Annotated in this window: 22 protein-coding genes and 9 tRNA genes; 13 read left to right on the forward strand and 18 right to left on the reverse strand. The window is 43.6% G+C overall.

From position 1 onward, the window contains the following. Positions 1-7 precede the first annotated feature (7 nt). From ACXACS_RS14980 to ACXACS_RS14990, 3 genes are all read left to right on the forward strand, one after another. A complete protein-coding gene (locus ACXACS_RS14980; protein ID WP_474807759.1) occupies positions 8-664 on the forward strand; it encodes an arylesterase in 657 nt (218 codons plus the stop codon). Positions 665-710: 46 nt separating this feature from the next. After that, positions 711-893 carry a hypothetical protein gene (locus ACXACS_RS14985; protein ID WP_474807761.1) on the forward strand — a complete coding sequence of 61 codons (183 nt, stop codon included), beginning with the start codon at positions 711-713 and terminating at the stop codon, positions 891-893. A 324-nt stretch (positions 894-1,217) separates the two neighbouring features. Next, positions 1,218-2,192, forward strand: coding sequence for a transposase (locus ACXACS_RS14990; protein ID WP_474807763.1), 975 nt, complete (start codon positions 1,218-1,220; stop codon positions 2,190-2,192). A gap of 26 nt (positions 2,193-2,218) precedes the next feature. On the opposite strand, the gene dusC is transcribed toward ACXACS_RS14990, so the two are convergent. The 10 genes from dusC to gltX all read right to left on the reverse strand — a co-directional run bounded on the left by dusC (position 2,219) and on the right by gltX (position 7,652). Continuing rightward, positions 2,219-3,157 (reverse strand): tRNA dihydrouridine(16) synthase DusC, encoded by a 939-nt coding sequence (dusC, locus tag ACXACS_RS14995; protein WP_474807765.1) that lies wholly within the window; start codon positions 3,155-3,157, stop codon positions 2,219-2,221. Between the two features lie 305 nt (positions 3,158-3,462). Then, entirely contained in the window at positions 3,463-3,636 is a 174-nt protein-coding gene (locus tag ACXACS_RS15000; RefSeq protein WP_474807767.1) for a DUF1289 domain-containing protein, read from the reverse strand. Beyond that, entirely contained in the window at positions 3,633-3,854 is a 222-nt protein-coding gene (locus tag ACXACS_RS15005) for a hypothetical protein (RefSeq protein WP_025254684.1), read from the reverse strand. Before ACXACS_RS15005 ends, ACXACS_RS15000 begins: the two co-directional genes overlap by 4 nt. Before the next feature lie 59 nt (positions 3,855-3,913). Further along, entirely contained in the window at positions 3,914-4,819 is a 906-nt protein-coding gene (locus tag ACXACS_RS15010) for a M14 family metallopeptidase (RefSeq protein ID WP_474807769.1), read from the reverse strand. 402 nt (positions 4,820-5,221) lie between these two features. Continuing rightward, positions 5,222-5,297 (reverse strand) — tRNA-Glu (locus ACXACS_RS15015). Positions 5,298-5,448: 151 nt separating this feature from the next. Continuing rightward, positions 5,449-5,524, reverse strand: a tRNA-Glu gene (locus ACXACS_RS15020). A 157-nt stretch (positions 5,525-5,681) separates the two neighbouring features. Next, positions 5,682-5,757: transfer RNA gene (locus tag ACXACS_RS15025), tRNA-Glu, on the reverse strand. 157 nt (positions 5,758-5,914) lie between these two features. Continuing rightward, positions 5,915-5,990: transfer RNA gene (locus ACXACS_RS15030), tRNA-Glu, on the reverse strand. A gap of 91 nt (positions 5,991-6,081) precedes the next feature. After that, positions 6,082-6,157 (reverse strand) — tRNA-Ala (locus ACXACS_RS15035). Positions 6,158-6,242: 85 nt separating this feature from the next. After that, positions 6,243-7,652, reverse strand: coding sequence for a glutamate--tRNA ligase (gene gltX / locus ACXACS_RS15040; RefSeq protein WP_474807771.1), 1,410 nt, complete (start codon positions 7,650-7,652; stop codon positions 6,243-6,245). Between the two features lie 430 nt (positions 7,653-8,082). Here gltX and ACXACS_RS15045 point away from each other — a divergent pair, with 430 nt between their 5' ends. From ACXACS_RS15045 to ACXACS_RS15070, 6 genes are all read left to right on the forward strand, one after another. Next, positions 8,083-8,559, forward strand: a complete 477-nt coding sequence (locus tag ACXACS_RS15045) for a hypothetical protein (protein ID WP_474807773.1) — start codon at positions 8,083-8,085, stop codon at positions 8,557-8,559. A gap of 559 nt (positions 8,560-9,118) precedes the next feature. After that, a tRNA-Val gene (locus ACXACS_RS15050) sits at positions 9,119-9,194 on the forward strand. A gap of 36 nt (positions 9,195-9,230) precedes the next feature. Continuing rightward, a tRNA-Val gene (locus ACXACS_RS15055) sits at positions 9,231-9,306 on the forward strand. A gap of 37 nt (positions 9,307-9,343) precedes the next feature. Continuing rightward, positions 9,344-9,419 (forward strand) — tRNA-Val (locus ACXACS_RS15060). A 37-nt stretch (positions 9,420-9,456) separates the two neighbouring features. After that, positions 9,457-9,532, forward strand: a tRNA-Val gene (locus ACXACS_RS15065). A 351-nt stretch (positions 9,533-9,883) separates the two neighbouring features. Then, positions 9,884-11,506 carry a response regulator gene (locus ACXACS_RS15070; RefSeq protein WP_474807774.1) on the forward strand — a complete coding sequence of 541 codons (1,623 nt, stop codon included), beginning with the start codon at positions 9,884-9,886 and terminating at the stop codon, positions 11,504-11,506. A gap of 38 nt (positions 11,507-11,544) precedes the next feature. Here the strand turns inward: ACXACS_RS15070 and ACXACS_RS15075 are convergent, their stop codons facing one another. Together ACXACS_RS15075 and moaA are read right to left on the reverse strand one after the other, a co-directional pair. Then, positions 11,545-12,072, reverse strand: a complete 528-nt coding sequence (locus ACXACS_RS15075) for a GNAT family N-acetyltransferase (RefSeq protein WP_474807775.1) — start codon at positions 12,070-12,072, stop codon at positions 11,545-11,547. A 129-nt stretch (positions 12,073-12,201) separates the two neighbouring features. Continuing rightward, entirely contained in the window at positions 12,202-13,170 is a 969-nt protein-coding gene (moaA, locus tag ACXACS_RS15080; RefSeq protein WP_474807777.1) for a GTP 3',8-cyclase MoaA, read from the reverse strand. Positions 13,171-13,492: 322 nt separating this feature from the next. Here moaA and ACXACS_RS15085 point away from each other — a divergent pair, with 322 nt between their 5' ends. The 3 genes from ACXACS_RS15085 to ACXACS_RS15095 all read left to right on the forward strand — a co-directional run bounded on the left by ACXACS_RS15085 (position 13,493) and on the right by ACXACS_RS15095 (position 16,088). Next, entirely contained in the window at positions 13,493-15,304 is a 1,812-nt protein-coding gene (locus ACXACS_RS15085) for an ABCB family ABC transporter ATP-binding protein/permease (RefSeq protein WP_474807779.1), read from the forward strand. 3 nt (positions 15,305-15,307) lie between these two features. Beyond that, positions 15,308-15,523, forward strand: coding sequence for a DUF3820 family protein (locus ACXACS_RS15090; protein WP_025254677.1), 216 nt, complete (start codon positions 15,308-15,310; stop codon positions 15,521-15,523). A gap of 247 nt (positions 15,524-15,770) precedes the next feature. Beyond that, positions 15,771-16,088, forward strand: a complete 318-nt coding sequence (locus ACXACS_RS15095; protein WP_474807781.1) for a hypothetical protein — start codon at positions 15,771-15,773, stop codon at positions 16,086-16,088. Positions 16,089-16,201: 113 nt separating this feature from the next. Here ACXACS_RS15095 and ACXACS_RS15100 read toward each other — a convergent pair whose 3' ends face one another. The 4 genes from ACXACS_RS15100 to ACXACS_RS15115 form a co-directional block, all read right to left on the reverse strand. Next, positions 16,202-17,545, reverse strand: coding sequence for a class II 3-deoxy-7-phosphoheptulonate synthase (locus tag ACXACS_RS15100; protein WP_474807783.1), 1,344 nt, complete (start codon positions 17,543-17,545; stop codon positions 16,202-16,204). 177 nt (positions 17,546-17,722) lie between these two features. Next, positions 17,723-18,484: an ATP-binding cassette domain-containing protein gene (locus ACXACS_RS15105; RefSeq protein ID WP_474809290.1), complete on the reverse strand. Its 762-nt coding sequence runs from the start codon at positions 18,482-18,484 to the stop codon at positions 17,723-17,725. Positions 18,485-18,626: 142 nt separating this feature from the next. Further along, positions 18,627-19,574 (reverse strand): FecCD family ABC transporter permease, encoded by a 948-nt coding sequence (locus ACXACS_RS15110; RefSeq protein WP_474809292.1) that lies wholly within the window; start codon positions 19,572-19,574, stop codon positions 18,627-18,629. A gap of 139 nt (positions 19,575-19,713) precedes the next feature. Next, positions 19,714-20,190: a low molecular weight protein-tyrosine-phosphatase gene (locus ACXACS_RS15115; protein ID WP_474807785.1), complete on the reverse strand. Its 477-nt coding sequence runs from the start codon at positions 20,188-20,190 to the stop codon at positions 19,714-19,716. Between the two features lie 93 nt (positions 20,191-20,283). On the opposite strand from ACXACS_RS15115, the gene pepE reads away from it, so the two are divergent. After that, the gene (gene pepE, locus ACXACS_RS15120; RefSeq protein ID WP_474807787.1) at positions 20,284-21,006 is read left to right on the forward strand and encodes a dipeptidase PepE; all 723 of its coding nucleotides are present in this window, start codon (positions 20,284-20,286) and stop codon (positions 21,004-21,006) included. Here pepE and bioD read toward each other — a convergent pair. Both bioD and ACXACS_RS15130 read right to left on the reverse strand, forming a co-directional pair. Then, entirely contained in the window at positions 20,977-21,738 is a 762-nt protein-coding gene (gene bioD / locus ACXACS_RS15125) for a dethiobiotin synthase (protein ID WP_474807789.1), read from the reverse strand. The genes pepE and bioD overlap by 30 nt on opposite strands. Then, positions 21,735-22,688 (reverse strand): methyltransferase domain-containing protein, encoded by a 954-nt coding sequence (locus tag ACXACS_RS15130; RefSeq protein WP_474807791.1) that lies wholly within the window; start codon positions 22,686-22,688, stop codon positions 21,735-21,737. The genes bioD and ACXACS_RS15130 overlap by 4 nt, the downstream gene beginning before the upstream one ends. Positions 22,689-22,701 lie beyond the last annotated feature (13 nt).

The following is a 22,701-nucleotide window of genomic DNA, read 5'->3' on the forward strand; positions in this document are numbered from 1 at the left end:
TCAATTCGTGTTTGTTAAATTTCGTTATTTGTTCGCTTTTTTACTTATTCTTTTAATACCCTTTCAAGCGCTATCAGATCAAGCCGAGCAGAGCGACACAAGCGAAAATGCGGTTTTACTAATCTTAGGAGATAGTCTATCCGCGGCTTATGGATTACAGCAACATGAGGGTTGGGTCAGTTTGTTACAAAAGATGTGGCAAGACGACAACATTCCGATTGATATTGTAAATGCTGCGGTAAGCGGAGAGACCACTGACGGTGGTTTAGCGCGATTTCCCCGTTTATTAGAGCAACACAACCCTACCCATGTATTGATTGAACTGGGCGGTAATGACGGCCTTCAGGGGCATAATATCGGTAAGATTAGAGATAATTTAGATTCGCTGGTAAGTGTTGCAAAGGATAGTAATGCCGTAGTATTTCTACAAGAAATGCAAATTCCTTCTAATTACGGTAAGCGCTATACGCAAATGTTTACGCAAAACTTCAATAAAGTAGCGGAAGCTCAGGATGTTCAAAAGATTCCCTTTTTTCTTGCAGACATAGCGCTAAATAAAAACTTAATGCAAACCGATGGCATTCACCCGAATGCGGAGGCACAACCTTTGATCGCTAAATTTATGGACAGACACTTGAGAAGTTTAATTATTGACGCTCAATAAATGTGCTACCTTTACATGATAATTTGCTTCAATATGAGGTTTGTTTATGGATGTTTCATCTGTTAATTCGACACCTGTTTCCACTATTTTAGAATCGCCTCAGCGTCCTGCTCAGCAAGTTGAATCTCGTAGTGTGCAAGAAAGTCGCGAGACTCAACCCCAGAGTACACAACAGACATCGAGTACTAATGATGGACGAGTGGGTTCAAGAGTAGATGTTTTTGTATAGCTCTCCTAAAAATCTTATAACGAAGACTTATAAAGGACAGACACTTGTTTTTTGTCCTCGTTTAGTTTGCTTGGTAGTTGAATATGAAAGGACAGACACTTGCTAGCCATACAGTGACTGTCCTTTTTCTCACACACTATTAAATTTAAGTGTCTGTCCATGACCATCCTCCTCAACTAATGCATAACTTCCGTTCGAAAAAATAATCCAGGAAGTCCTTTTTGGAGTCAGCTAATCGCTAACGCCAACAAAACTGTTCCAAAGACCACTTAAATTTAACGCTGTAAATCTCATAATACTTACAAATAACTATGGGATACGGATATGCCTTTACCTCGTTACAAACAAATTAACACCGATGTCACGCCTTACTACCATTGTATTTCTCGCTGCGTAAGGCAATCTTATTTGTGTGGTCGTGATTCACGTACGGGCATAAACTACGAACATAGAAGAAAATGGATTCAAGATAGGCTTCACAAGCTATCACAAGCTTTTGCCATTGATTTATGCGCTTACGCTGTAATGCACAACCATATTCATGTTGTACTCCATATCGCTAAGGGTAGAGCTGATGGCTGGACTATGGATGAAGTATTGCTTAGGTGGAGAATGTTTTACAAATGCCCTCCCCTAGTACAGCGATACCTAGAAAATTTTGATTCAGTTACAACAGAAGAGCGAGAAGAATTGAAGTCGCTATCTGTCATATATCGAGAGCGACTTCAAAGCATAAGCTGGTTTATGCGCATGTTAAATGAATACATAGCGCGCAAAGCTAATAAAGAAGATGAATGTAAAGGCTATTTCTGGGAAAGAAGGTTTAGATCTCAAGCAATATTAGATGAAAAAGCGCTAGCAAGTGTAATGGCGTATGTTGATTTGAACCCCATTAGGGCGAAAATAGCGAAGACACTCAGCAACTCCCATTACACCAGTATTCAATACCGCTTAAATGCTAAGCGCTCGAACAAAATACCTAAGTTTTTGATGCCCTTTAATGACAGTGAGAAAAAGCTAGCTGAGAGTTTGCCTTTTGCTTTTACAGATTACTTGCAGCTTATTACTGATACGTTGAACGTAGAGCGGAATAGCAACGCCTGCAGAGTTCCTAAGCTTCCAAATAAATTGCTCAATAAACTTGGGATGACAAAAGAAAACTGGCAATTAGTGACCAGTAACTTCGAAGCCCTCTTTACCGGCCCTGTTGGCTGCCCAGAAATGATGGAGAATTTTGCTAAGTGTTGTCAAAGAGCATGTCGCCCCAATGTTTCTAATGCTCAGAAATATTTATCTTGAGTCGGTAAAGTAACGACATTATTTGACTAAATATCCGCTTGACGAGCAAGGACGTCGACGATGTCTTTAGAGTTCGTGAGACGTCTTATGTCATTAAATAGAACTTCAGCTTCAGGGTATTGTCTTTTCAGATAGCCGCACCATTGCTTAATTCGGTTGGGGTAATATTTGCCCTTGTCCCCAAAAATTTCGTAGCCAGAGTACTGTATCAACAACGCTGCCAGTTCAGACCATGGCATAGGTGCTACGCCCTTTTTAATACTCAGCGCCAAATTAGGCATTGCCAATGCACCTCGTCCTATCATTAGGTTGGTACACTCTGATTGGCTTTGACAGCGCTTAGCGTCGTCAGCGTTCCAAATTTCGCCATTTGCGACAATAGGGATATCTGTGCGCTGCTTAATTTTCGCTATCCACTCCCAGTAAGCCGGTGGCTTATAGCCTTCCGTTTTTGTTCTTGCATGAACAACGAGCTCAGAGGCTCCTGCTTCAGTAATAGCGATAGCGTTGTCGATAGCTAAAGACTTATCCTCAAAGCCCAGTCTTATTTTGGCTGAAACCGGGATATCAACAGGAACGGCCTCCCTAACCGCTTTCACAATATCGTAAAGGGTTTGCGTCTCTTTCAACAACACAGCCCCGCCCTTACTTTTGTTGACGGTCTTAGCAGGGCAACCGAAGTTCAGATCAACTCCTGGGGAGCCCAGCTCTATTGCAGTTTGTGCATTCTCTGCGAGCCATTGTGGATGTTGCCCTAGCAATTGAACTCTTACTGGTACGCCTGAGGGCGTTTTGCCACCGTTGTGTAGCTCCGGGCAAAGTCTATAAAACGTTTTCTTCGGCAGTTTTTGATCAACAACTCTTACGAACTCAGTAACACACTGGTCGAAGCCACCAACTCGAGTGAGCATATCTCTCATTAAGTGATCGACAACGCCCTCCATAGGGGCAAGCATTACTTTCATTATAAACGTCTCGTGTTACTAGAACATAAAATTGGCGCGGGAGTGTAGCAAAAAGCGTTAATTTCAGCCAGGATTTGGTGGTCAGTTTATCAACTTTGTGACTGTCCGTTTTATTGGATTAAGAACACTGTTGAATGGACTGTGCTATTGATGAGTAAGTGTCTGTCTATGAAGCTATCTAAGTCGAGGGGATTTTCGACTAAAGTGCTGAGTTAAAGCTTGAGTGTCTGTCCACTAAAAAGGGGCTGTTATAGAGCGGTTTCTTGTTTGATTAAAACGTCAAATTATAGTTTTTCATTATCATACTATTGGGAAGTAGTATCCTTCCTTATGCTCTCTAGACGAGCTATAACGGCCAGCTTTTGGTTATCGGTGTATGTCCTCCATTCTACGATTTCATCAATAGTGCGTTTGCATCCAACGCAAATTTCTTCATCATTCAATTTACACGAGGCGATACACGGAGATGTTAAGTTCATAAAGCTTCTGTTTTATCTAAACCTTCATTTTTACTTTGAGCATGCGAAGCAGCAATAGCCGCCATTGTGTTTTCCGACAATTCTTTATTTGACCATAAACAAACATGGCAACCAAAACGCGATTCAAGATATGAAGCAAACTCAGTGTCTGTCCCACATTCATATCGCACTAAATTTTGTTTTTTACCGTCGTAAATAACCGCAGAATAAGTAAACACAAAAAGCCTCCTTTGAAAGAGGCTCAAATATACATCTAGACGTCTAAACGTTCAAGCGTCTATTTCGAGTAATCGAGTGCAGCGCAGATGGCAGCTACCTGAGCGTCGTTACAGTTTTCAGGTGTCGCGTTATCACTATCGGGATATACTTCCGTTGTTGTAACGTATTTGGCATCTGTCATACCGCCACATAGAAACAAAGCCTTTTTGTCATAGCAGATAACACCTTCACTCACTACATCTGCTCCAATAATCTTGCCGCTTTCGTCTGCAGGAGCGATATGCGTCACTCTCTTCACCGCATCGATTACAGCTTTTTGAAACTCTATTTGTGGATTTGGCGTGTTTGCGACCGTATAGAAACCGTCAGGTATATTCCAATTATCGTGGGTTACGCCATCCCGTGCGGCCAGCGCCGGTCTGAATTCAGTGTTATCTGTATCGGTAGTTTCGTGTAAATCGATATGAAGCGTTAGCGACAACGCTAAATCAGACACTAACTGCATAAGCTGAGCGGATTCTGGTGCCGGAGAGTCGCTGTAAAACGAGCGATTTGGATCTAGTGCCATTGGATTCCATCGATTTATCGTCTCGTAACCCCAAGGGCTTACACATGGCACAACTACAATGTTTATTTGCTCTGCGTACTGAGACAGCTTTGTGTTAATAAACTGAAGTGCGCCCTGCACGCCACTCGTTTCATAACCGTGAACTCCACCCGTAACAAGCGCTGTAGGCTTTTTAGTATCAAAGTTATTTGGCACTACTGCATATAACGGATAGCGTTCAGAATCGTATGGGAGAGAACCATACTGCTTTAGTTCAAAGCCTTCAGGAATAATATTGAAAAGTTTATCGAGTACTTCTTCTTGGTAACTTCTTTTCACAGTCTGTTGAGATTTCCACTGCGATTTCTCTTTCTCGCTCCATGGCTCACCCGGAGTCCCAATTGGATAATTCTGCATATAACACCTCTTTTGTATTTAAGAGATCATAACAGCTCAGCAAGCTTACGTATCTATTCTACAAGAGATTAATCGACAACTGTGACATAAGATCTTTACGCTTCGTATCCTAAAAACTAGTTGCTCAAGGATATGTTGGCTTTGCTTTGCAAAGGATTAGTTCACCCTAGAGTAAGCATGAAAGGTTGAGTTAGTAATACTTGGATAGTCATTTGTTAAGGACGAAAATGTAAGTGACTGTCCGCTGGCAATTGAAAGCGGTTGGTGGTTACGGAAGTATAAAAGTGACTGTCCACTGGTAGTTAAATGCGGTTAGTGGTTGAGAAAGTATAGAAGTGTCTGTCCACAACGTTTCTGGAGACAAAAACAAAAAAACCAGCCGGATGGCTGGTTTTTTCGATATGGCGTCCCCTAGGGGATTCGAACCCCTGTTACCGCCGTGAAAGGGCGGTGTCCTAGGCCTCTAGACGAAGGGGACTGAAACTTTGCTAGTGAAGATACATTTCACTAAATTTCTGTAAGCTCAAGAATGCAATAAACAATCTTACTCCTACCGAAACTTTCAGTCAGAAGTTGAATTATCAACTCCAGCCTATTTCACAGTTTTAATCGACCGTGACGCGATAAAATGGCGTCCCCTAGGGGATTCGAACCCCTGTTACCGCCGTGAAAGGGCGGTGTCCTAGGCCTCTAGACGAAGGGGACTGAAAATCTTCTTTCGAAAGCTCTGCTTTCGAGATTTTCGTTAAGGCGAAGTGAGCCAGCGAACTGAGCGACCTTTCCCTACCGAAACTTTCAGTCAGAAGTTGAATTAACAACTCCAGCCTATTTCACAGTTTTAATCGACTGTGACGCGATAAAATGGCGTCCCCTAGGGGATTCGAACCCCTGTTACCGCCGTGAAAGGGCGGTGTCCTAGGCCTCTAGACGAAGGGGACTGAAAATCTTCTTTCGAAAGCTCTGCTTTCGAGATTTTCAGTAAGGCGAAGTGAGCCAGCGAACTGAGCGACCTTTCCTTACCGAAACTTTCAGTCAGAAGTTGAATAATCAACTTCAGCCTATTTCACAGTTTTAATCGACTGTGACGCGATAAAATGGCGTCCCCTAGGGGATTCGAACCCCTGTTACCGCCGTGAAAGGGCGGTGTCCTAGGCCTCTAGACGAAGGGGACTGAATTCTTTTTCGAAGCTAAAGCTTTGAAATTTCAGTCCGAAGTTGTTTTAACAACTTCAGCCTATATCAAACCACAACTCAATGTGACTTGGTGGAGCCAGGCGGGATCGAACCGCCGACCTCCTGCATGCCATGCAGGCGCTCTCCCAGCTGAGCTATGGCCCCATCATGGTACCAGTCATTTTGTGTGACTGTTCCGTGACAGCGGGGCGCATTCTAGGCATCCCCCTCTGTCATGTCAACGCTTTTTTTATGAATTTTCTCTGTTTGCTATAAAAGTAAGCGCTTTGTCGATTCTCTCGCCAATTTTCTCTTTTGAGATAAGATTCAACGTGATATCTAGAGACGGTGAATTACCACCACCTGTCACAGCTACACGCAGCGGCATGCCTACTTTACCCATGCCTACTTCCAGTTCTTCAGCCGTACTATTAATAGCAGCTTGAATATTTTCTGGGTTCCACTCTTCAATTGCCATTAATTTATCTTTAGCAAGCTCTAATGGACCTCGAGCAACTGGTCGAAGGTGTTTTTTTGCTGCGTTCGCATCGAAATCTTCATAGTCTTGATAAAAGTATGTAGAAATCTCTGCTAACTCTTTAAGCGTTTTAACTCTATCCGCTTGAATAGCAATTATCGATTCAAGCGCTGGACCTGTTGTTAAATCAACATTTAACTGTTCGAAATGCCATTTAGCATGTGAGGCAACCTCACTTGCTGGCAACGTCTTTATGTAATGCTGATTTAACCAGATTAGCTTTTCTGTATTAAATGCCGACGCAGACTGCCCTATTGCATCTAAGCTAAATTTCTCGATCATTTCATCAACTGAGAAAACTTCTTGATCGCCGTGAGACCAGCCCAACCTAACAAGATAGTTAAGAACCGCTTGTGGTAAGAAGCCGTCATCACGATACTGCATTACACTTACTGCACCATGTCGCTTTGATAACTTTTTGCCGTCATCACCCAAGATCATAGAAACGTGAGCGTACTCTGGAACTGGCGCATTAAGGGCTTCAAGTATATTGATTTGGCGTGGCGTGTTATTTATATGGTCTTCACCACGCACTACATGGGTAATCCCCATGTCCCAATCATCTACAACTACACAGAAGTTATAGGTAGGCGTGCCATCAGTGCGTTGAATAATGAGATCGTCGAGTTCTGTATTACTAATCTCAATTTTTCCTCGGACATGATCGTTAATAACAACCTTGCCTTCTAAAGGGTTTTTGAAGCGAATAACAAACGGCTCACCTTCAGGGTGATCAGTTCTGTCTCTCCATGTGCCAGGATAGCGAGGCTTTTCACCGCGCTCTTTTTGCGCCTCACGAATTGCATCTAGCTCTTCAGAGCTCATAAAGCATTTATACGCTTTACCTTCATCCAAAAGCTGCTGGATAAGTTCTTTATATCTATCAAAACGCTCAGTTTGATAGATAGGACCTGTGTCCCAAGTTAAACCTAACCATTGCATACCGTCTAAAATAGCCTGCTTAGCTTCTTCAGTTGAACGCTCGATATCCGTATCTTCAATACGAAGAACAAACTCACCGCCTTTGCTTTTCGCAAGAAGCCAAGAATAAAGCGCAGTTCGTGCGCCACCAACGTGAAGATAGCCTGTTGGGCTGGGTGCAAATCGTGTAACAACCGACATGGTCACTCTCTATTGTTAATAGTATTTCTAAAGATGGGCGCATTCTACCAGTCTACGCGCTACTTCAAAAGTAAGTTAAGAATAGAACAATGTAAAAGAGGAGAAGAAAGTGGACAGTCACTTATCTTCAAGCTTATTCCTTCTATATCCATTCTTGCTGCAATGGACACACACTTAGATAAATCTATAATTAACTTTTCGAGTAACTGTAGGGTAAACACTCTCTTCAATAAGAAAGTGGCTGTCCAAAAAGAGCAGTCTCTTTTATAAAAGCACTCATTTAGGTTGGTTTAAGTGTCTGCCCCCTTTCCTCGGTTCCCTTTCCTCTCCAATTTTGTTAGTTGAGTAGAGTTTGTAACAGCTGTTTTAGTTTTCAAAGAATGGTTTAAAAACCCTCACAATATTGAGGTTCTTTGGTCAAGGACAAAATATGAAGAAACTTATTTTATTAGTTGTTTTATGGATAGTTTTTATTTTTCTTTTACTTCCTCCCCGCGACTTAGAGGAAAAGTACATTAATGAGTTTTATGACAACACTTTAGTATTTGAAAAAATCGAAGATATTGTTTGCCAAGATGTTGAGAAAATCCCAACATTAAGAGCTACACCGGGTGACCTGGAAAACGGTGGATTGGCTCGCTTGCTGAATAAAATGAATATAATTCAAATAGTCGTGAAACCGGAAAATCAGATTTGTACAATTACTTTGGTTAGAGATGTCTTAGGCTTTGCTGGTAGCGGCTATAGCTATAAATACAGACATAATGTTCGCCACCCCATAATCTATGATAAGACAATTCATGGCGTGAAGAAGAACGCTATAAAATCATTAAAGTCTAGAGATGATATAGTAACGTATGATATCCACTTATCAAATAACTGGTATTTAACCTACACTGAGTCATAAGAATAAGAATGACATCTGAATGTGGCAATTGCTGCATGCTTACGTAACAGTAGGGGTAAACACTTTCCTCAATAAGAAAGTGACTGTCCAAAAAAAGCTGTCTCTTTTACACAAGCACTCTATTAGGTTGGTTTAAGTGTCTGTCCATTAAAACATCGCACTTCCGCGTTCACTTCTTTTGGTCGAGCTGAATAAGTGTCTGTCCACTAAAATCTAGTCAACAGGTGGGTGTCCAATGAGTGAATTAAATAAGTGGGTGTCCAATGAGCAAAGTAGATGTGCTTTGGAGCACTGACACATTTAGCCAAAGTTATTTAGTGTGTGTCCGATTTAACTTTCTATATAGAAGTGTCTGTCCAACTTCACGCACTTTCACTAATAAGTGTCTGTCCACTTTGAGCACTTAAAAACGCTGCTCTTTTCATCAATTTAGTTAAGATACAGTCAGAGTGGCTAAATTTCGGGCACACAGTCATTTTTCTTTAATTTTATTGTTGACACTAACGGAACCGACTCTATAATACCGCCCCACTTGCTTAGGCAAGGTTTTACAAAATATGGACGCTTAGCTCAGTTGGGAGAGCATCGCCCTTACAAGGCGAGGGTCACTGGTTCAAGCCCAGTAGCGTCCACCACTTCTTCACAGTGGCTAAATAGTGAAATCAAAATATGGACGCTTAGCTCAGTTGGGAGAGCATCGCCCTTACAAGGCGAGGGTCACTGGTTCAAGCCCAGTAGCGTCCACCACTTCCTCACAGTGGCTAAACAGTGAAATCAAAAATACGGACGCTTAGCTCAGTTGGGAGAGCATCGCCCTTACAAGGCGAGGGTCACTGGTTCAAGCCCAGTAGCGTCCACCACTTCCTCACAGTGGCTAAACAGTGAAATCAAAAATACGGACGCTTAGCTCAGTTGGGAGAGCATCGCCCTTACAAGGCGAGGGTCACTGGTTCAAGCCCAGTAGCGTCCACCATCTTTCTTTAAGTATTCTTCAAATTCAACGAATTCACATCTTATAACGCAATACTATCATTTTATCTTCACCTAGATAGTGCAAAAGCAATTCACATTCTAAACAAAATCAGTCACTTTTAAAAAACTACTTTAGCAATGCTGTCACTTACACTTACCACTTAGCTCTACCAAATATTGCACCTTCCATAATCGTAACCCCCCCTTAACCACCCTGTTCACCACGAAATTTCTGCTGTCTATATTGACTACGAATTACCTTAACTGTGCGATAGTCTCACTGACGAGCTATACTTTAAAAATAATTATCGTGGTATGGTGAGATCCATAACGTCCTAAAGGCTACCCTTTAATGAAGCTACACTTAGCTAGAAATACTAAGTTGTTAATTGCCGAAGATCAGGTCCTGGCAAAAAGCCACATGCACTATGCCCTTGAGCAACTAGGTTTCCGCAATATGGACTATGTTGATAGGCCCTCTCATGCACTATCAGCGCTACAAGAACACACTTATGATGCCATCATTTGCTCGTATAACTTACGTTCAGAACAAGGCGGTTACTTTTTACTAGAGCAACTCAATGAGTCTCACTCACTGCCACTCACCAGCGCATTTATCTTCACTAGCGCAGACACATCAGCAGAAGTCGTCCACGCAATTATCGAACTGCAACCAGATGAATTTATTGCTAAGCCATTTTCCGTTAACGAATTAGACCGTCGGCTTTCTCGCGTTCTAGCAAGGAAAAAGGCCCTTGAAAATGTTTATTCATTTATGGATAAACAGGACTATGAAAAGGCGCTAGCCGAAGTTGAGCATTTCTTGTTACAACCCGAGCATGCCGAGCACTTTCCTCTAGCAATGAAGATTAAAGGTGATTTGTTTATTATCACAGAGAGATTCCAGGAAGCTTTGGCCTTCTTTGAGTCAATAATAAACATCCAAGATTTTAGCTGGGCTCAAATGGGAATTGCGAAAAGCCTTTTGGCACTCAATGAGCTTGATGATGCAGAAAGAGAAATCATCCAACTGGCGATGCGCCCTGATGCTGCATTAGAGGCATACGACTTACTCGCCAAACTACAAATTAAACAGGCAGCGTTTGATGATGCGCTAGAGTGCACAGCGCTAGCATGCAATATTTCTCCTCAGAATATCCCTCGGCATCAAATGGCGATAAACCTAGCTCGTATCACACACGACTATGAAAGCCAGTTTAACAGTGCGAAGAAAGTTGTACGCTATGCGAAAAACTCTATCTACGATAAACCAGATATTTATCTAACTGCAGCAAGAGCCGGTGTTGATTTTGCCATGACATCTGAGCCAGAACACGTAAACAGCATTGTTAAACAAACCAACGAATATTTACGTCAGCTGAAAAAAGCCCACCCAAAAGCAGCGGTAAATGACGAATTAACAGTGATCGATGCCCGACTTCATTATCTAAAAGATGACACTGTGAAAGCACAGATGCTACTGTCAGACTTTCACACAGACCACGCTCAACATCACTCTACTGAAGCATTACTCGATAGAGCCAAAGCGCTGCATGAGGTTGGACTTAAAAAAGATTCGATTGCAATTTTAGATGCGATTTCATCAAGACAGGAAGAAAGCGCTGATGAATTAAACCTAATGGCGACGTATTTAAAGCAGGAAAAAGAAGAAAAAGAAGCAATTACATTAAGCCCTAAAACACTCAACAACTCAGCTGTTGCCCAGTATAAACGAGGTAATTTGGAGCAATCTTATACCACCTTCGCTCAGGCGTTTCGTGTTATGCCTAAAAACCCCTCAATTGCACTGAACTATCTTCAAGCCATTATTAGAGCGAGAAAAGCAAACGCGCCTATGCTTCCCGACACAGTAACTGCGATTAACAAATGCAGAGAGACTCTTGAAACATCAGCCCTATCTGAAGAACAGCATGCACGCTACCAGAGTGTGAAGAACATATTGAATAACAAGTGATTTTACCAATACGTTCTTTGATTTAATCATGCACCTGCCTAGTTAGAATATACAACCACTGTCTCATGATAGAGTTTGTCTTTGTATTCAAGCTCATGACTGAATGTCATACCTAGCTTTTTCATGATATTGATAGACGCACTGTTTTCAGGGTTAGCAATTGCCGAAAACTTTTCTACACCAATATCATATAAGGCGTTTTTTATTGCTTGAGCAGCCTCGGTGGCATACCCCTTGCCCCAGGTCTGACTTTTAAAGCGCCAACCTAATTCCATGTTGTCACTTTCAGGGTGTTGGGTAAAAAAGCCAAAAGGACGAACCAAAATCCACCCTATGCTTTCTTTTTCAGCCAGCGTCTCTACGCGCCAGAGCCCCCACCCCAAAGCAGGGTTGGAATAAGCTTGGAAGCGAGGAACAAAAATATCGCGAATGTCTTCTTTAGAGGATTTTTTACCACCATTGATATACTTCATGACAAGCTCGTCTTGGTCGAGCTCCCATAAAAAATCGGCGTCTTTATCGGTGATATAGTGGTAGGAGAGACGCGCACTGTCCTTGATATGCATATACTTCCTTTATCATTATTATTTTTAATATACTTTCATCGCTGAATATAGCTTATTTTTACAACAAACCAAACTTATTCGATGCTTTTTATTTTGGCCTACATTTTCCCTTAACGTAGGCGAATTTTTTTAGCCTCCTAGCATAGCCAGATGCTTTGTGGCCCCAGTTTTTCCTTCATGTAGATAATGGGTTTCGTGCTTTTGTCCCAGTACATCTTGTAGGAAAGCCACCACTTCATCTACTTTACCATTGGCAAGGAGATGCCTCATATCTATACCGTTTTCACTGAACAAGCACAGATGTAACTTACCTGGCGCGGAGACACGAAGACGATTACAAGTTTTACAAAAGTCCTTGCTGTACGGCATAATCAAACCAATCTTGCCCGCATAGTCTGGGTTATAGAACTCTTGCGCTGGTCCAGCATCCTTCCTACGCAATAACGGCTGCCACCCCATATCTAACAGGGTAGTTTTTAATGGTGAACCGCTTTGATGTTGTTTATTGAAAAATTGGTTTAAATCGCCTGTTTCCATCAACTCGATAAAACGGAGCGTCACCGGCATATCTTTAAGCCAAGCAAGGAATCGATGTAGACGGCTATCGGAAAAGTCATTGAGTAAAACAGAGTTTACTTTTACATCAAGGTCAGCATCAATGGCTGCATCTAACCCTCGCAGTACAGCTTTTAGCTTGTCCTGCCCTGTTATTGCGGCAAATTGCCGTGGGTCTAAACTATCGATACTGACGTTTACTTGATCTAAGCCTGCATCTTTCCACTGGTGGGCAAACTTTTCCATTCGCGCACCGTGTGTCGTCATTGCCACACGCTCTATACCCGGCGTATTACTGGTTAGTTGTAAGATATCAAGGAAGTCTCTTCGCAGCGTTGGCTCACCGCCTGTTAGACGCACTTTTGAAGTACCTAACCGAGCGAACGCTTTTAGCAAGGTATCAATTTCGCTTAATGTCATAAACTGATCGCTCGACGGGCCTTCGTACCCATCTGGCAAACAGTACTGACAGCGAAAGTTGCACGCTTCGGTCACCGACAAACGCAAATAGTGAAACTGTCTACCGAAACTATCTTCTAACAAAACAACTCCTTAATCCTTTGCTACTTTATGGATCGCTACACAGGTTTTTTAAGTTACAAAACCCAGCAAGTCATTGAGTAAACTACAAGGTAACTAAATTAAACTACCTTAGTGTACGCGGGGTGAAATTAAAATTAAACACATTCGTTGCTATAAATAAGACCATTTTAATCTCTAGCCTATTTCAAAACGTATCACAAAAGGCGAGAATAATTATATATGGGCAAGCTTGTTCAATTCCTAATAAAAGGTTTACGCCAAATTATTTTCTAAACCTTCCCGCTCTTAGTACAGTAAACCAAACAATAAAGCACACTATAAAATGAGAAAAAACCGTTTTCCTACCAATGTCGACGAACCTGTTAAATGGCACGTTCTCTCACAGCTTTGGCCTTATCTTCTCGAGTTTAAGCAACGCGTATTTTTAGCCCTGATGTGCCTAGTAGCAGCGAAGCTTGCCAGCATTGGCCTGCCCTACGTGCTGAAGTACACCGTTGATAGCTTAAATGGCGATTTAACCACGCTAGCTTTGGCGGTTCCTATTAGCTTAATCGTTGCCTATGGAACGCTGCGCTTACTGAATGTTTTACTCGGCGAAGTGCGAGATACGCTATTCGGTCGCGTTACTGAGCGCGCCATGCGCCGTCTGGGGCTTAAGGTTTTCAAGCATCTACACAATCTAGACTTAGGCTTTCATCTGAATCGACGAACAGGCGGATTGTCGCGAGATATCGAGCGCGGCACCAACGGCGTCAGCTTTTTAATGCGCTTTATGGTGTTTAATATTGTCCCTACTCTGTTAGAGATCGCTCTTGTAGTTGGCTTGCTCTTATTTCAGTTTGGCGTATCTTTCGCGCTGATAATTGTGCTCAGCGTTGTGGCCTATATTGGTTTTTCGATGAAAGCCACCGACTGGCGCACACGTTTTGTCACACAGATGAATGAAGCAGACTCAACCACTAACTCAAGGGCGGTAGACAGCCTGCTTAATTTTGAGACTGTAAAATATTTCAATAACGAATCCTTTGAGGCCAACCGGTACGATACAGACTTGGCCGCTTGGGAAAAGGCGCGACGGAAGAACCGCTTATCGCTATTTGCATTAAACGGTGGACAAGCCGCTATCATTGCCATTGCTATGACTTCAATGATGGCAAACGCTGCCTTTGGGGTTATGAATGGCGAAATGACCATTGGCGACTTTGTACTTATCAACGCTTTCACTATGCAGATTTTCATGCCTTTGAACTTTTTGGGTTTTGTATACCGTGAAATTCGTGGCAGCCTTGCCAATATCGATAAATTATTCGACCTTCTATCCCAAGCTCCAGCTATCAAAGATGCAGACAACGCCACCGAATTAACCTGCGCCAACCCAGCATTACGCTTTGATAATGTACATTTCGCCTATAACGAAAATAGGAAAATATTAAACGGGTTGAGCTTTGACGTCCCGCCTGGCGCCAAGGTAGCCGTAGTCGGTGAAAGCGGCGCGGGAAAATCTACGCTAATGAAGTTGCTTTTCCGTTTTTACGACCCTCAACAGGGCAGCATTACCATAGACGGAAATAATATTGCCTCGCTTACGCAACAAAGTCTGCGTTCACATATCGGTATAGTCCCCCAGGACACGGTATTGTTTAACACGACATTGCTAGAAAACATTCGCTACGGTAACCCCGATGCCAGCGATGAAGATATTAAACAAGTGATTAAGCTTGCACACCTTGAAACCTTTGTAGAAAGCTTGCCTGATAAGCTAGAAACAACCGTAGGTGAGCGAGGACTAAAGCTTTCTGGCGGCGAGAAGCAACGCGTATCTATCGCACGAGCCTTACTTAAAGGTGCGCCCATTATGATTTTCGACGAAGCCACCAGCTCATTAGACAGCACGTCAGAAAGAGCAATTTTGTCAGCCCTTCGCGATGCAGCCAAGGGGCATACTAGCTTGGTGATAGCCCATAGACTGTCCACTATTGTCGATGCCGACAAGATCCTCGTACTAAAAAACGGTACTATAGTAGAGGAAGGGACACACACTTACTTGCTGGAACAAGGCGGTGAATACGCAACCCTATGGCAAGCTCAACAGCGTGAAGATGAAGATACAGATACAGATGTAAAAGGTAGTTAATAGATGGACCCAACGCTTATAAAAGCCGCCATTAATCAAGTAATGCCGTTCGGAAAATATGCCGGAAGACGGCTCTTCCATTTACCTGAGCCTTACCTGGTTTGGTTTCACAAACAGGGCTTTCCGGAAAACAAGTTAGGTGAGCAGCTCGCTTTAATGTATGAAATAAAGTTAAACGGCTTAGAATCTGTAGTAGAGCCTCTTTTAGATGATGACTAACAACTGTCTCATGACGATAACCGCTTTATAACGAGCATTGCCTTATTGCTTAAGTTTTCATACAGATAGCCTACTTACATCGATGGTGATAACAATCTTAAGTTCTGTTACTCCCTGCCTTTGTGGTTGGTTTACCCACTTAAATAAGACAAAAGGTAAGATAAAAAGCGCTATAAATAGATAATTCAACGTCGTATTTTTACTTAAATTTCCCCGTAATAGGCACACCAAAACAGCAAGAAGATTTATGTTCGCAAGACCCAGAAAACAACGTCGAAGTGACGTAAACGAACGTATCAAAAAAATTCACAGCGCCATAGCTGAAAAATTGATATCGCACCCCGAGCTTTTTGAGCAAGCCGAACACACTTTAGAAACCCGATATCAAAACAAAATGATGCGTTATGGTAGCTACCTGCTATGGAAGAGTATTATAGAAGCACGCAATGAACCCGATGTATTTAAAGCGTTATTGTTAGCCGATGACGAGCGCACCGCTAATTTAAGAAGAGAAACCATCTTCACCGGAATTTTAAGTGAAGAAGAAAGAGAACAGCTGCTATAAAAAAACGGGCAGCGTTTGTCACGCTACCCGTTTGTAAGTTTTACTGCTATTTACGCATTACGCATTACGCATTACGCATTACGCATTACGCATTACGCATTACGCATTACGCATTACGCATTACGCAAATGGTCTGCCACCAAGAATGCCATTTCAAGCACCTGGTCTGCATTTAGGCGCGGATCACATTGTGTCTTATACGCCTGAGCTAAATCATCATCGCTAATCTGGTAAGCACCACCAGTACATTCTGTTACATGCTGGCCGGTCATTTCAAGGTGAATACCACCAGCGTGAGTACCTTCTGCTTCATGCGCTTGGAAGAACTGTTTAATTTCTTTCAAAATTGCATCGAAGTTTCGAGTTTTGTAGCCGCTAGACGCCGAGAACGTGTTGCCGTGCATCGGGTCAGAACTCCACACAACATGTCTGCCTTCCGCTTTTACTTTGCGCAGTAGTCGTGGCAGGTTGTCAGCTAAGTTATCAGCTCCCATGCGAGTAATAAGCGTTAATCGACCCGGATCGTTTAGCGGGTTAAGCGCATCAATTAAACGAATAAGCTCGTCTTCCTGCATGCTCGGCCCCACTTTCACACCAATTGGGTTGTGAATGCCTCGGAAAAACTCCACGTGCGCATGATCAAGTTGACGAGTACGTTCACCAATCCACACCATATGCGCGGAACAGTCGTAAGGCTTGCCGGTAAGGGTATCGATACGCGTAAGCGCCTGTTCGTAGTTTAATAGCAAGGCTTCGTGCGACGTAAACAGCGAGGTTTCATGTAGCGTAGAGCTAGTTTGTGCGTTAATGCCAATAACATCCATAAACTCAAGGGTGTCTTGAATACGGTTGGCCATATCAGAATAACGCTCTTTAAGCGGGCTGTTTTCAACAAACGCCATGTTCCAACGGTTCACTTCGTGAAGGTCGGCCAAACCACCTTGCGCAAATGCGCGAAGAAGGTTCAAGGTTGAAGCACTGCGGTGGTACGCTTCTAACAAGCGATCAGGGTCAGGTCGACGTGCTGCTTCAGTAAACTCAAAGTTATTAATAATATCACCGCGATAGCTTGGCAACGTCACGTCACCACGGGTTTCAAAATCTGATGAACGCGGCTTAGCATACTGCCCAGCCATGCGGGCAACCTTAGTCACCGGGCAGCGGCCAGCAAAGGTAAGCACAATGGCCATTTGCAGAATAACTTTAAAGGTATCGCGAATTTTAGGTGCGTTAAACTCGTCAAACGACTCAGCGCAGTCGCCGCCTTGTAAAAGAAAGCCTTTACCCAGGCTCACTTCACCTAGCTGACGTCTAAGTTCGCGGGCTTCAGCAGCGAATACGAGTGGAGGATAAGAACTTAGTGTTTGCTCTACTTCATTTAAACGTACTTTGTCATCGTACTCTGGTTGCTGAAGAATAGGTTTATTTCTCCAACTGTCTACTTGCCAATTACTCAACGGTGTTCTCCTGAATAAAAAAACGTAGGGCAAACGTTTTACTGAAAAAAGTTATTGAAACTTAATGCTTCGAATAATAAGACTGTAGCGCGCTTCACAGTATGCCTGTAGCGCATTTTTATAATCAGCCTAATGTGAAAATATGAATCTAAAAAATGTGGTGGCACTTTACCACATTTATTCTAAGGAAATAGGTGCGCAAACTTGAATTTCTAGAAAGTTATCGTGCTTGCTTATAGCAAAATGGCATTCAAATACCTTCTCAAGGTTTGCCTGAGTTGCTACATCTTTCGGCTCACCCAATGCTACAATACCACCCTTCTGCATTAACCATAGACTATCGCAGTAATTTGCGCTCAGTGCGATATCGTGAGACGTCATGAGTATCGTATTTCCTTTACCACAAAGGAATTTCACCAAGCTAGCCAATGCGTATTGATGCCTAATGTCAAGTCCTTGCAGAGGCTCATCTAAAAACGCTATCCCCTCACCCCGCTCTAACTGGGGCCAAATTTGTAAGAGCGCTCGACAAATTTCTACCCGCTGCCGCTCGCCGCCAGAAAGCTGGGTAAGGATTTTGTTTAAAAAGCCTGACACTTCAAGGGCCTTTTCTAAAACCGGAGGAATGAGCGAAGACTGGTTTTCTACTGTATAAAAACTTAAGTATTCCTTAACTGAAAGGTGAAAACCACTTTCACTTTGCTGAGCTAATAAAGTACGTACGCTGGCAAGCGTAGCAATAGACCAACTATCCATTGGTTTGCCATGCAGCATCACCTTACCTTCATCAGCTTCAATAAGACCCGCAAGGGTGAGTAGCAGCGTTGACTTCCCTGCCCCGTTTGGCCCTATGATATGAATACATTCGCCCTTTTTCGCGCTTAATCCTTCCACCCTCAGCCGTGACCCAATGCTTACGTTTTGTAGGCTTAAAATCATTGGGTCATCCGAAGCTTTTTCGCTACTGTTGATGCAAGGCGTTCTGTTGTAACTAACCGCATGACATTCATTTGTGCTTGAATTTTCTTCACTATGAGAATCAGGTTGCTTTGGCGTAAAAGGATTCGGTGTCGTCATTTCATCAGCCTTTAAGCTGGCCTTTTGCCAGGGCCCAAATAAGTAGCGGACCACCTAAGGTTGCTGTAACCATAGAGACAGGGAGTGTAATAGCGCGAGTCATTTCAGAGCTTAGCGCTACCAGCATTAAAAGACTGGCACCACTTAGTGCACTTAAGGGCAATAAATGGCGATTGTTATGCCCAATGATCAAACGCAAAATATGAGGTACGAGTAAGCCTACAAACGCGATAGACCCCGCCATCGACACCGCCGTCCCCACTGCGATAGCGCAAACGATGAGGGCACGTTCGGTTAGTTTTTCCACGTCCACACCGCTACTTTTTGCCGCAAGTTCACCGGCATAAAGCTTGTTCAAATCACCTGCGAAAAAAAGCTGTAAACCTATAGCTATAACTATCAGCGGGCCTCCAACTGATAAAATTAACCAGTTAGTTTGATATAAGCTGCCCATTAGCCAAAAAGTGAGGTTGCGAAGGGCATTAGCGTCGCTGAACATATAAAGCCAGGCAATAACAGCCCCACTAAGAGTCGATATAGCAATACCAGCAAGAATTACAGCAGTGGAGGAGCCCAGCAATTTTCTAGCTAAACGGTAAATAACAAAAGTTGATAACAATGCACCCACAAAGCACCCAAAAGGCAGTAAGTAATGCAGGTAGGCTGTAGCCCATTGCGGCGTTAACAGTAGCAATAGTGCGGCAACTAAACTCGCTCCGCTGGTGATACCTATGATCCCCGGGTCGGCTAGCGGGTTTCGAAGTACCACCTGTAAGGTTGCGCCACTTACGGAAAGCGCCGCCCCTACTAAGCATGCGGTAAGTATAAGCGGTATTTGAAGCTGAACGATAATATGCTGCTTTAAGTCAGCAGCCGTGTTAGCAAACCCTGTCACTCCAATGACACCCACCACGCCAACGGCTAACAAACAAAGTAGCGTTATTACAACCAAAGAAAGGGCTGTGCGTTTAGTTTCTATGGCTCTCAAAATCGGTTCTCAAAATCGGTTCTCAAAATCGCTTATCAATATGGGGGCTCGGTTTGGCTTGCAATGCCGCTTCTCCGTTTTGGCTTGTGGATAAAGCTTCTGATTATAGTTGTTGGGTTTGCTTAATGTGCGCAATCAAACCGTCCGATGCTTCTTCAATTAAGTCTAACACCAACTCAAAGCCGCGCTTCCCTCCGTAGTATGGGTCAGGCACTTCTTTGTCTTCCACATTTGCAAAGTCCAAAAAGAGCTTAATTTTATCCTGGTACTGGCTTGGCGACATACCATGTAAATTTGCCAAGTTGCTATTATCCATAGCTAAAATATAGTCGAAGTGCTCAAAATCACTGTCATCAACACGGCGACATTTAAGCCCCTTGAAGCTGTAACCTCTGTCGACCCCAGCCGCCTGTGAACGTTTATCTGCTGGTTTCCCAATGTGGTAACCATGGGTTCCCGCAGAATCAATTTCAATATTTAACCCGGCTTGTGCAGCTTTGTGCTTGAACACGGCTTCTGCGGTTGGAGAACGGCAAATATTACCCAAACACACGAACAACACCGATGTAGATTGTTTCATTCAAAATCCTATTTAAACGCAGTGACGGAGCGCGACTAAACTTTGTGCCCAGTTTCGCGTATGATACGCCGTCAGAAAAATTGTGGAGTTAGTATGACCGCACATGTACTTATGCTAAGTAGCTCTCGTCAAGGCGACGAGGCTTACCTAGAGCACGCTAGAGAACTTATTTTTGCACACTTAGGCGAAATTCGCGACCTCCTATTTGTTCCTTACGCCGCTGTAACTCAAACGTACGACAGCTATGTAGAAGCTGTTGCTACTGCCCTGCCAGAGTGCAATGTTACTGGGCTACACACGGTAGAAGACCCCGTGGCCGCCGTAAACAATGCGAAGAAAAATGGCCAAGCTATTGTGGTAGGTGGAGGAAACACCTTTCACCTGCTTTCAACACTATATGCCAATGCGCTTATTGTGCCAATAAAGCACGCCATTGCCGATTGCACGCCTTATATTGGATGGAGCGCGGGCTCGAATATCTGTGGCGAATCAATTAGAACCACTAATGACATGCCTATCATTGAGCCGCCTAGTTTTGATGCGCTAGATATCGTGCCGTTCCAGTTGAACCCGCACTACACCGATTATCAGCCTCCTGGCCATAACGGTGAAACCCGCGATCAGCGATTGGCCGAGTTTACAACGCTAAACCCAACCACGCCGGTAGTGGCTATCCGTGAAGGCACGGCGTTACGTCTTTGTGATAACCAACTTACTTTAGTCGGTGAAAAAGACGGCTTCATCTTTTTAGGTGGAGAAAAAAAGCCAATTAATTCAGGTGATGATTTATCTTATTTGCTTGATAGCGGCGAATAGCGCCTCTTCATCTGGCTCACGCTGGTAGGGAATTTCTGCCAGCAGCGGCTCGGGTAACATGGCTTTTAGAGAATGCAGGTTTTCCTGGTATCGCGTCATGTTACCTGTGATGTCGTTGGCTACCCACCCTTTGATGTTTAGCCCATCTGCGCGTATCGCTTCTGCGGTTAATAGCGCATGGTTTAAGCAGCCTAGACGCATACCCACAACGAAAATTACGTCCATATTGAGCACTTTTACAACATCGGATAGATAATACGTAGGCGTATACTCATCGCCCACGATTAGGGGCAATCGCCACCCTCCTGCACCTTCCATCAACAATAGATCTGGCTGATAAGCTTGCAGTTTATCAAGGCCTTGCGCAATTTTTTCAAAGCTTAACGCCACACCTTCTTCAAGTGCAGCAATATGTGGCGCAATAGGCGGCCTTAATGCGATAGGGTTTATTTGATGTAAAGGAAGTGTCTGTCCATTTTCTTCGCTTGCGCTTTTTAGCTCGCTATTATCTATAGCTTTAATGGCTTTGTTTTCGCGTATTTTGGAGCATGCTTTTTGTATATTTAGCGCATCTTCGTTAACCCACTCACCGTTAACCTGCTCACAACCAGCTGCAATAGGTTTATAGCCGATGCCGGTAAGCGATGCTTTTTGCGCTGCTTTTAGTAATTGGCAAGTGACATAGGTTTTCCCGACCTCTGTGTCGGTACCGGTAACGAAATACTGCTTCATCGTTTTTCCAATCTAAAATGACTCACGCGGTAGGTAAGCGGTAACTTACTTTCTACACCACTTATATTGCTATAAGCCATGGCTAATTTTTTAATATCTCGACGGGTAAGCGGAGGCTGTTTTCGGCCAGTCTCACCCGCCCCTACACCTTTCACCGAGTGCAGTAGCGACATAATATCTTGGTGAATATCAATATAGTCTTTGGTAATAACTCGTTGTAAGCGGAGCCCTGATTGCTTAAACCCGCTTACCCACTGCGCGGTTGCCGGCAAATGAGTTTCTGCTTGAGGGAGCTGCGCCACTTTGCGGGCCGTTCTAAGTTCACCAAAAGAGCCCGACACCATAATAGCCAGCTCAGCGATACCATCCTGTTTAAGCACGCGCGCTACCTCGCTAGCAACAAGGTTTGTGTCACTCGCCCACTGTAGCGCCATGGACGAAAACACCGTTGAAAACGTATTTTTCGAGAAAGGTAAATCAACAGCACTACCTTCTACGAAAATGGGGTCAGAGTACTTTTTTCGTGCCTGCGCCAACATACCCTCAGCAATGTCTACTCCAGTTGCAACAGCACCTTTTTTTAACATTGCCTGTGTATGAATACCCGTTCCACAGCCTATATCGAGGGCTTCGCCCCGCAAAGCCTTTGGCAAGTTTGCTAACCCCTGCTCGGCAATATTACGCTGAATACACGCAATACTGTCGTACTTTACTGCCGCTTTTGAGAAACGGTGTGCGATGCTCTGCTCGTCGATAGTTTGCGCAGTAACCGCTTTGCTAGCGTTGCCGGTACCGTCGGCTAATTCGGCAACAGTGGAATTACAAAACTTTGCTACGAAAGCGTCTTCATTATTAGGAAGCACTTTTGCTGTATCACTTGCCGCCTTACCTTCAAAAGGTTTCAAGGGCTCTGTCAATGACGCTGATTTCGCAGCTGGGCTTGCCGACATTTTTACATCTCTT

It is taken from the genome of Alteromonas sp. AWM4_230, from assembly GCF_056158305.1.

Bases quoted from the DNA above. Each gene is read 5' to 3' on its own strand.
- ACXACS_RS15115 (WP_474807785.1), bottom strand. From the start codon at position 20,190: ATGAAACAATCTACATCGGTGTTGTTCGTGTGTTTGGGTAATATTTGC.
- bioD (WP_474807789.1), bottom strand. From the start codon at position 21,738: ATGAAGCAGTATTTCGTTACCGGTACCGACACAGAGGTCGGGAAAACC.
- ACXACS_RS15085 (WP_474807779.1), top strand. From the start codon at position 13,493: ATGAGAAAAAACCGTTTTCCTACCAATGTCGACGAACCTGTTAAATGG.
- dusC (WP_474807765.1), bottom strand. From the start codon at position 3,157: ATGAAAGTAATGCTTGCCCCTATGGAGGGCGTTGTCGATCACTTAATG.
- ACXACS_RS15000 (WP_474807767.1), bottom strand. From the start codon at position 3,636: ATGAACTTAACATCTCCGTGTATCGCCTCGTGTAAATTGAATGATGAA.
- pepE (WP_474807787.1), top strand. From the start codon at position 20,284: ATGACCGCACATGTACTTATGCTAAGTAGCTCTCGTCAAGGCGACGAG.
- ACXACS_RS15045 (WP_474807773.1), top strand. From the start codon at position 8,083: ATGAAGAAACTTATTTTATTAGTTGTTTTATGGATAGTTTTTATTTTT.
- gltX (WP_474807771.1), bottom strand. From the start codon at position 7,652: ATGTCGGTTGTTACACGATTTGCACCCAGCCCAACAGGCTATCTTCAC.
- ACXACS_RS15075 (WP_474807775.1), bottom strand. From the start codon at position 12,072: ATGCATATCAAGGACAGTGCGCGTCTCTCCTACCACTATATCACCGAT.
- ACXACS_RS15070 (WP_474807774.1), top strand. From the start codon at position 9,884: ATGAAGCTACACTTAGCTAGAAATACTAAGTTGTTAATTGCCGAAGAT.
- ACXACS_RS14985 (WP_474807761.1), top strand. From the start codon at position 711: ATGGATGTTTCATCTGTTAATTCGACACCTGTTTCCACTATTTTAGAA.
- ACXACS_RS15095 (WP_474807781.1), top strand. From the start codon at position 15,771: ATGTTCGCAAGACCCAGAAAACAACGTCGAAGTGACGTAAACGAACGT.
- ACXACS_RS15090 (WP_025254677.1), top strand. From the start codon at position 15,308: ATGGACCCAACGCTTATAAAAGCCGCCATTAATCAAGTAATGCCGTTC.
- ACXACS_RS15105 (WP_474809290.1), bottom strand. From the start codon at position 18,484: ATGATTTTAAGCCTACAAAACGTAAGCATTGGGTCACGGCTGAGGGTG.
- ACXACS_RS15130 (WP_474807791.1), bottom strand. From the start codon at position 22,688: ATGTCGGCAAGCCCAGCTGCGAAATCAGCGTCATTGACAGAGCCCTTG.
- ACXACS_RS14990 (WP_474807763.1), top strand. From the start codon at position 1,218: ATGCCTTTACCTCGTTACAAACAAATTAACACCGATGTCACGCCTTAC.
- ACXACS_RS15010 (WP_474807769.1), bottom strand. From the start codon at position 4,819: ATGCAGAATTATCCAATTGGGACTCCGGGTGAGCCATGGAGCGAGAAA.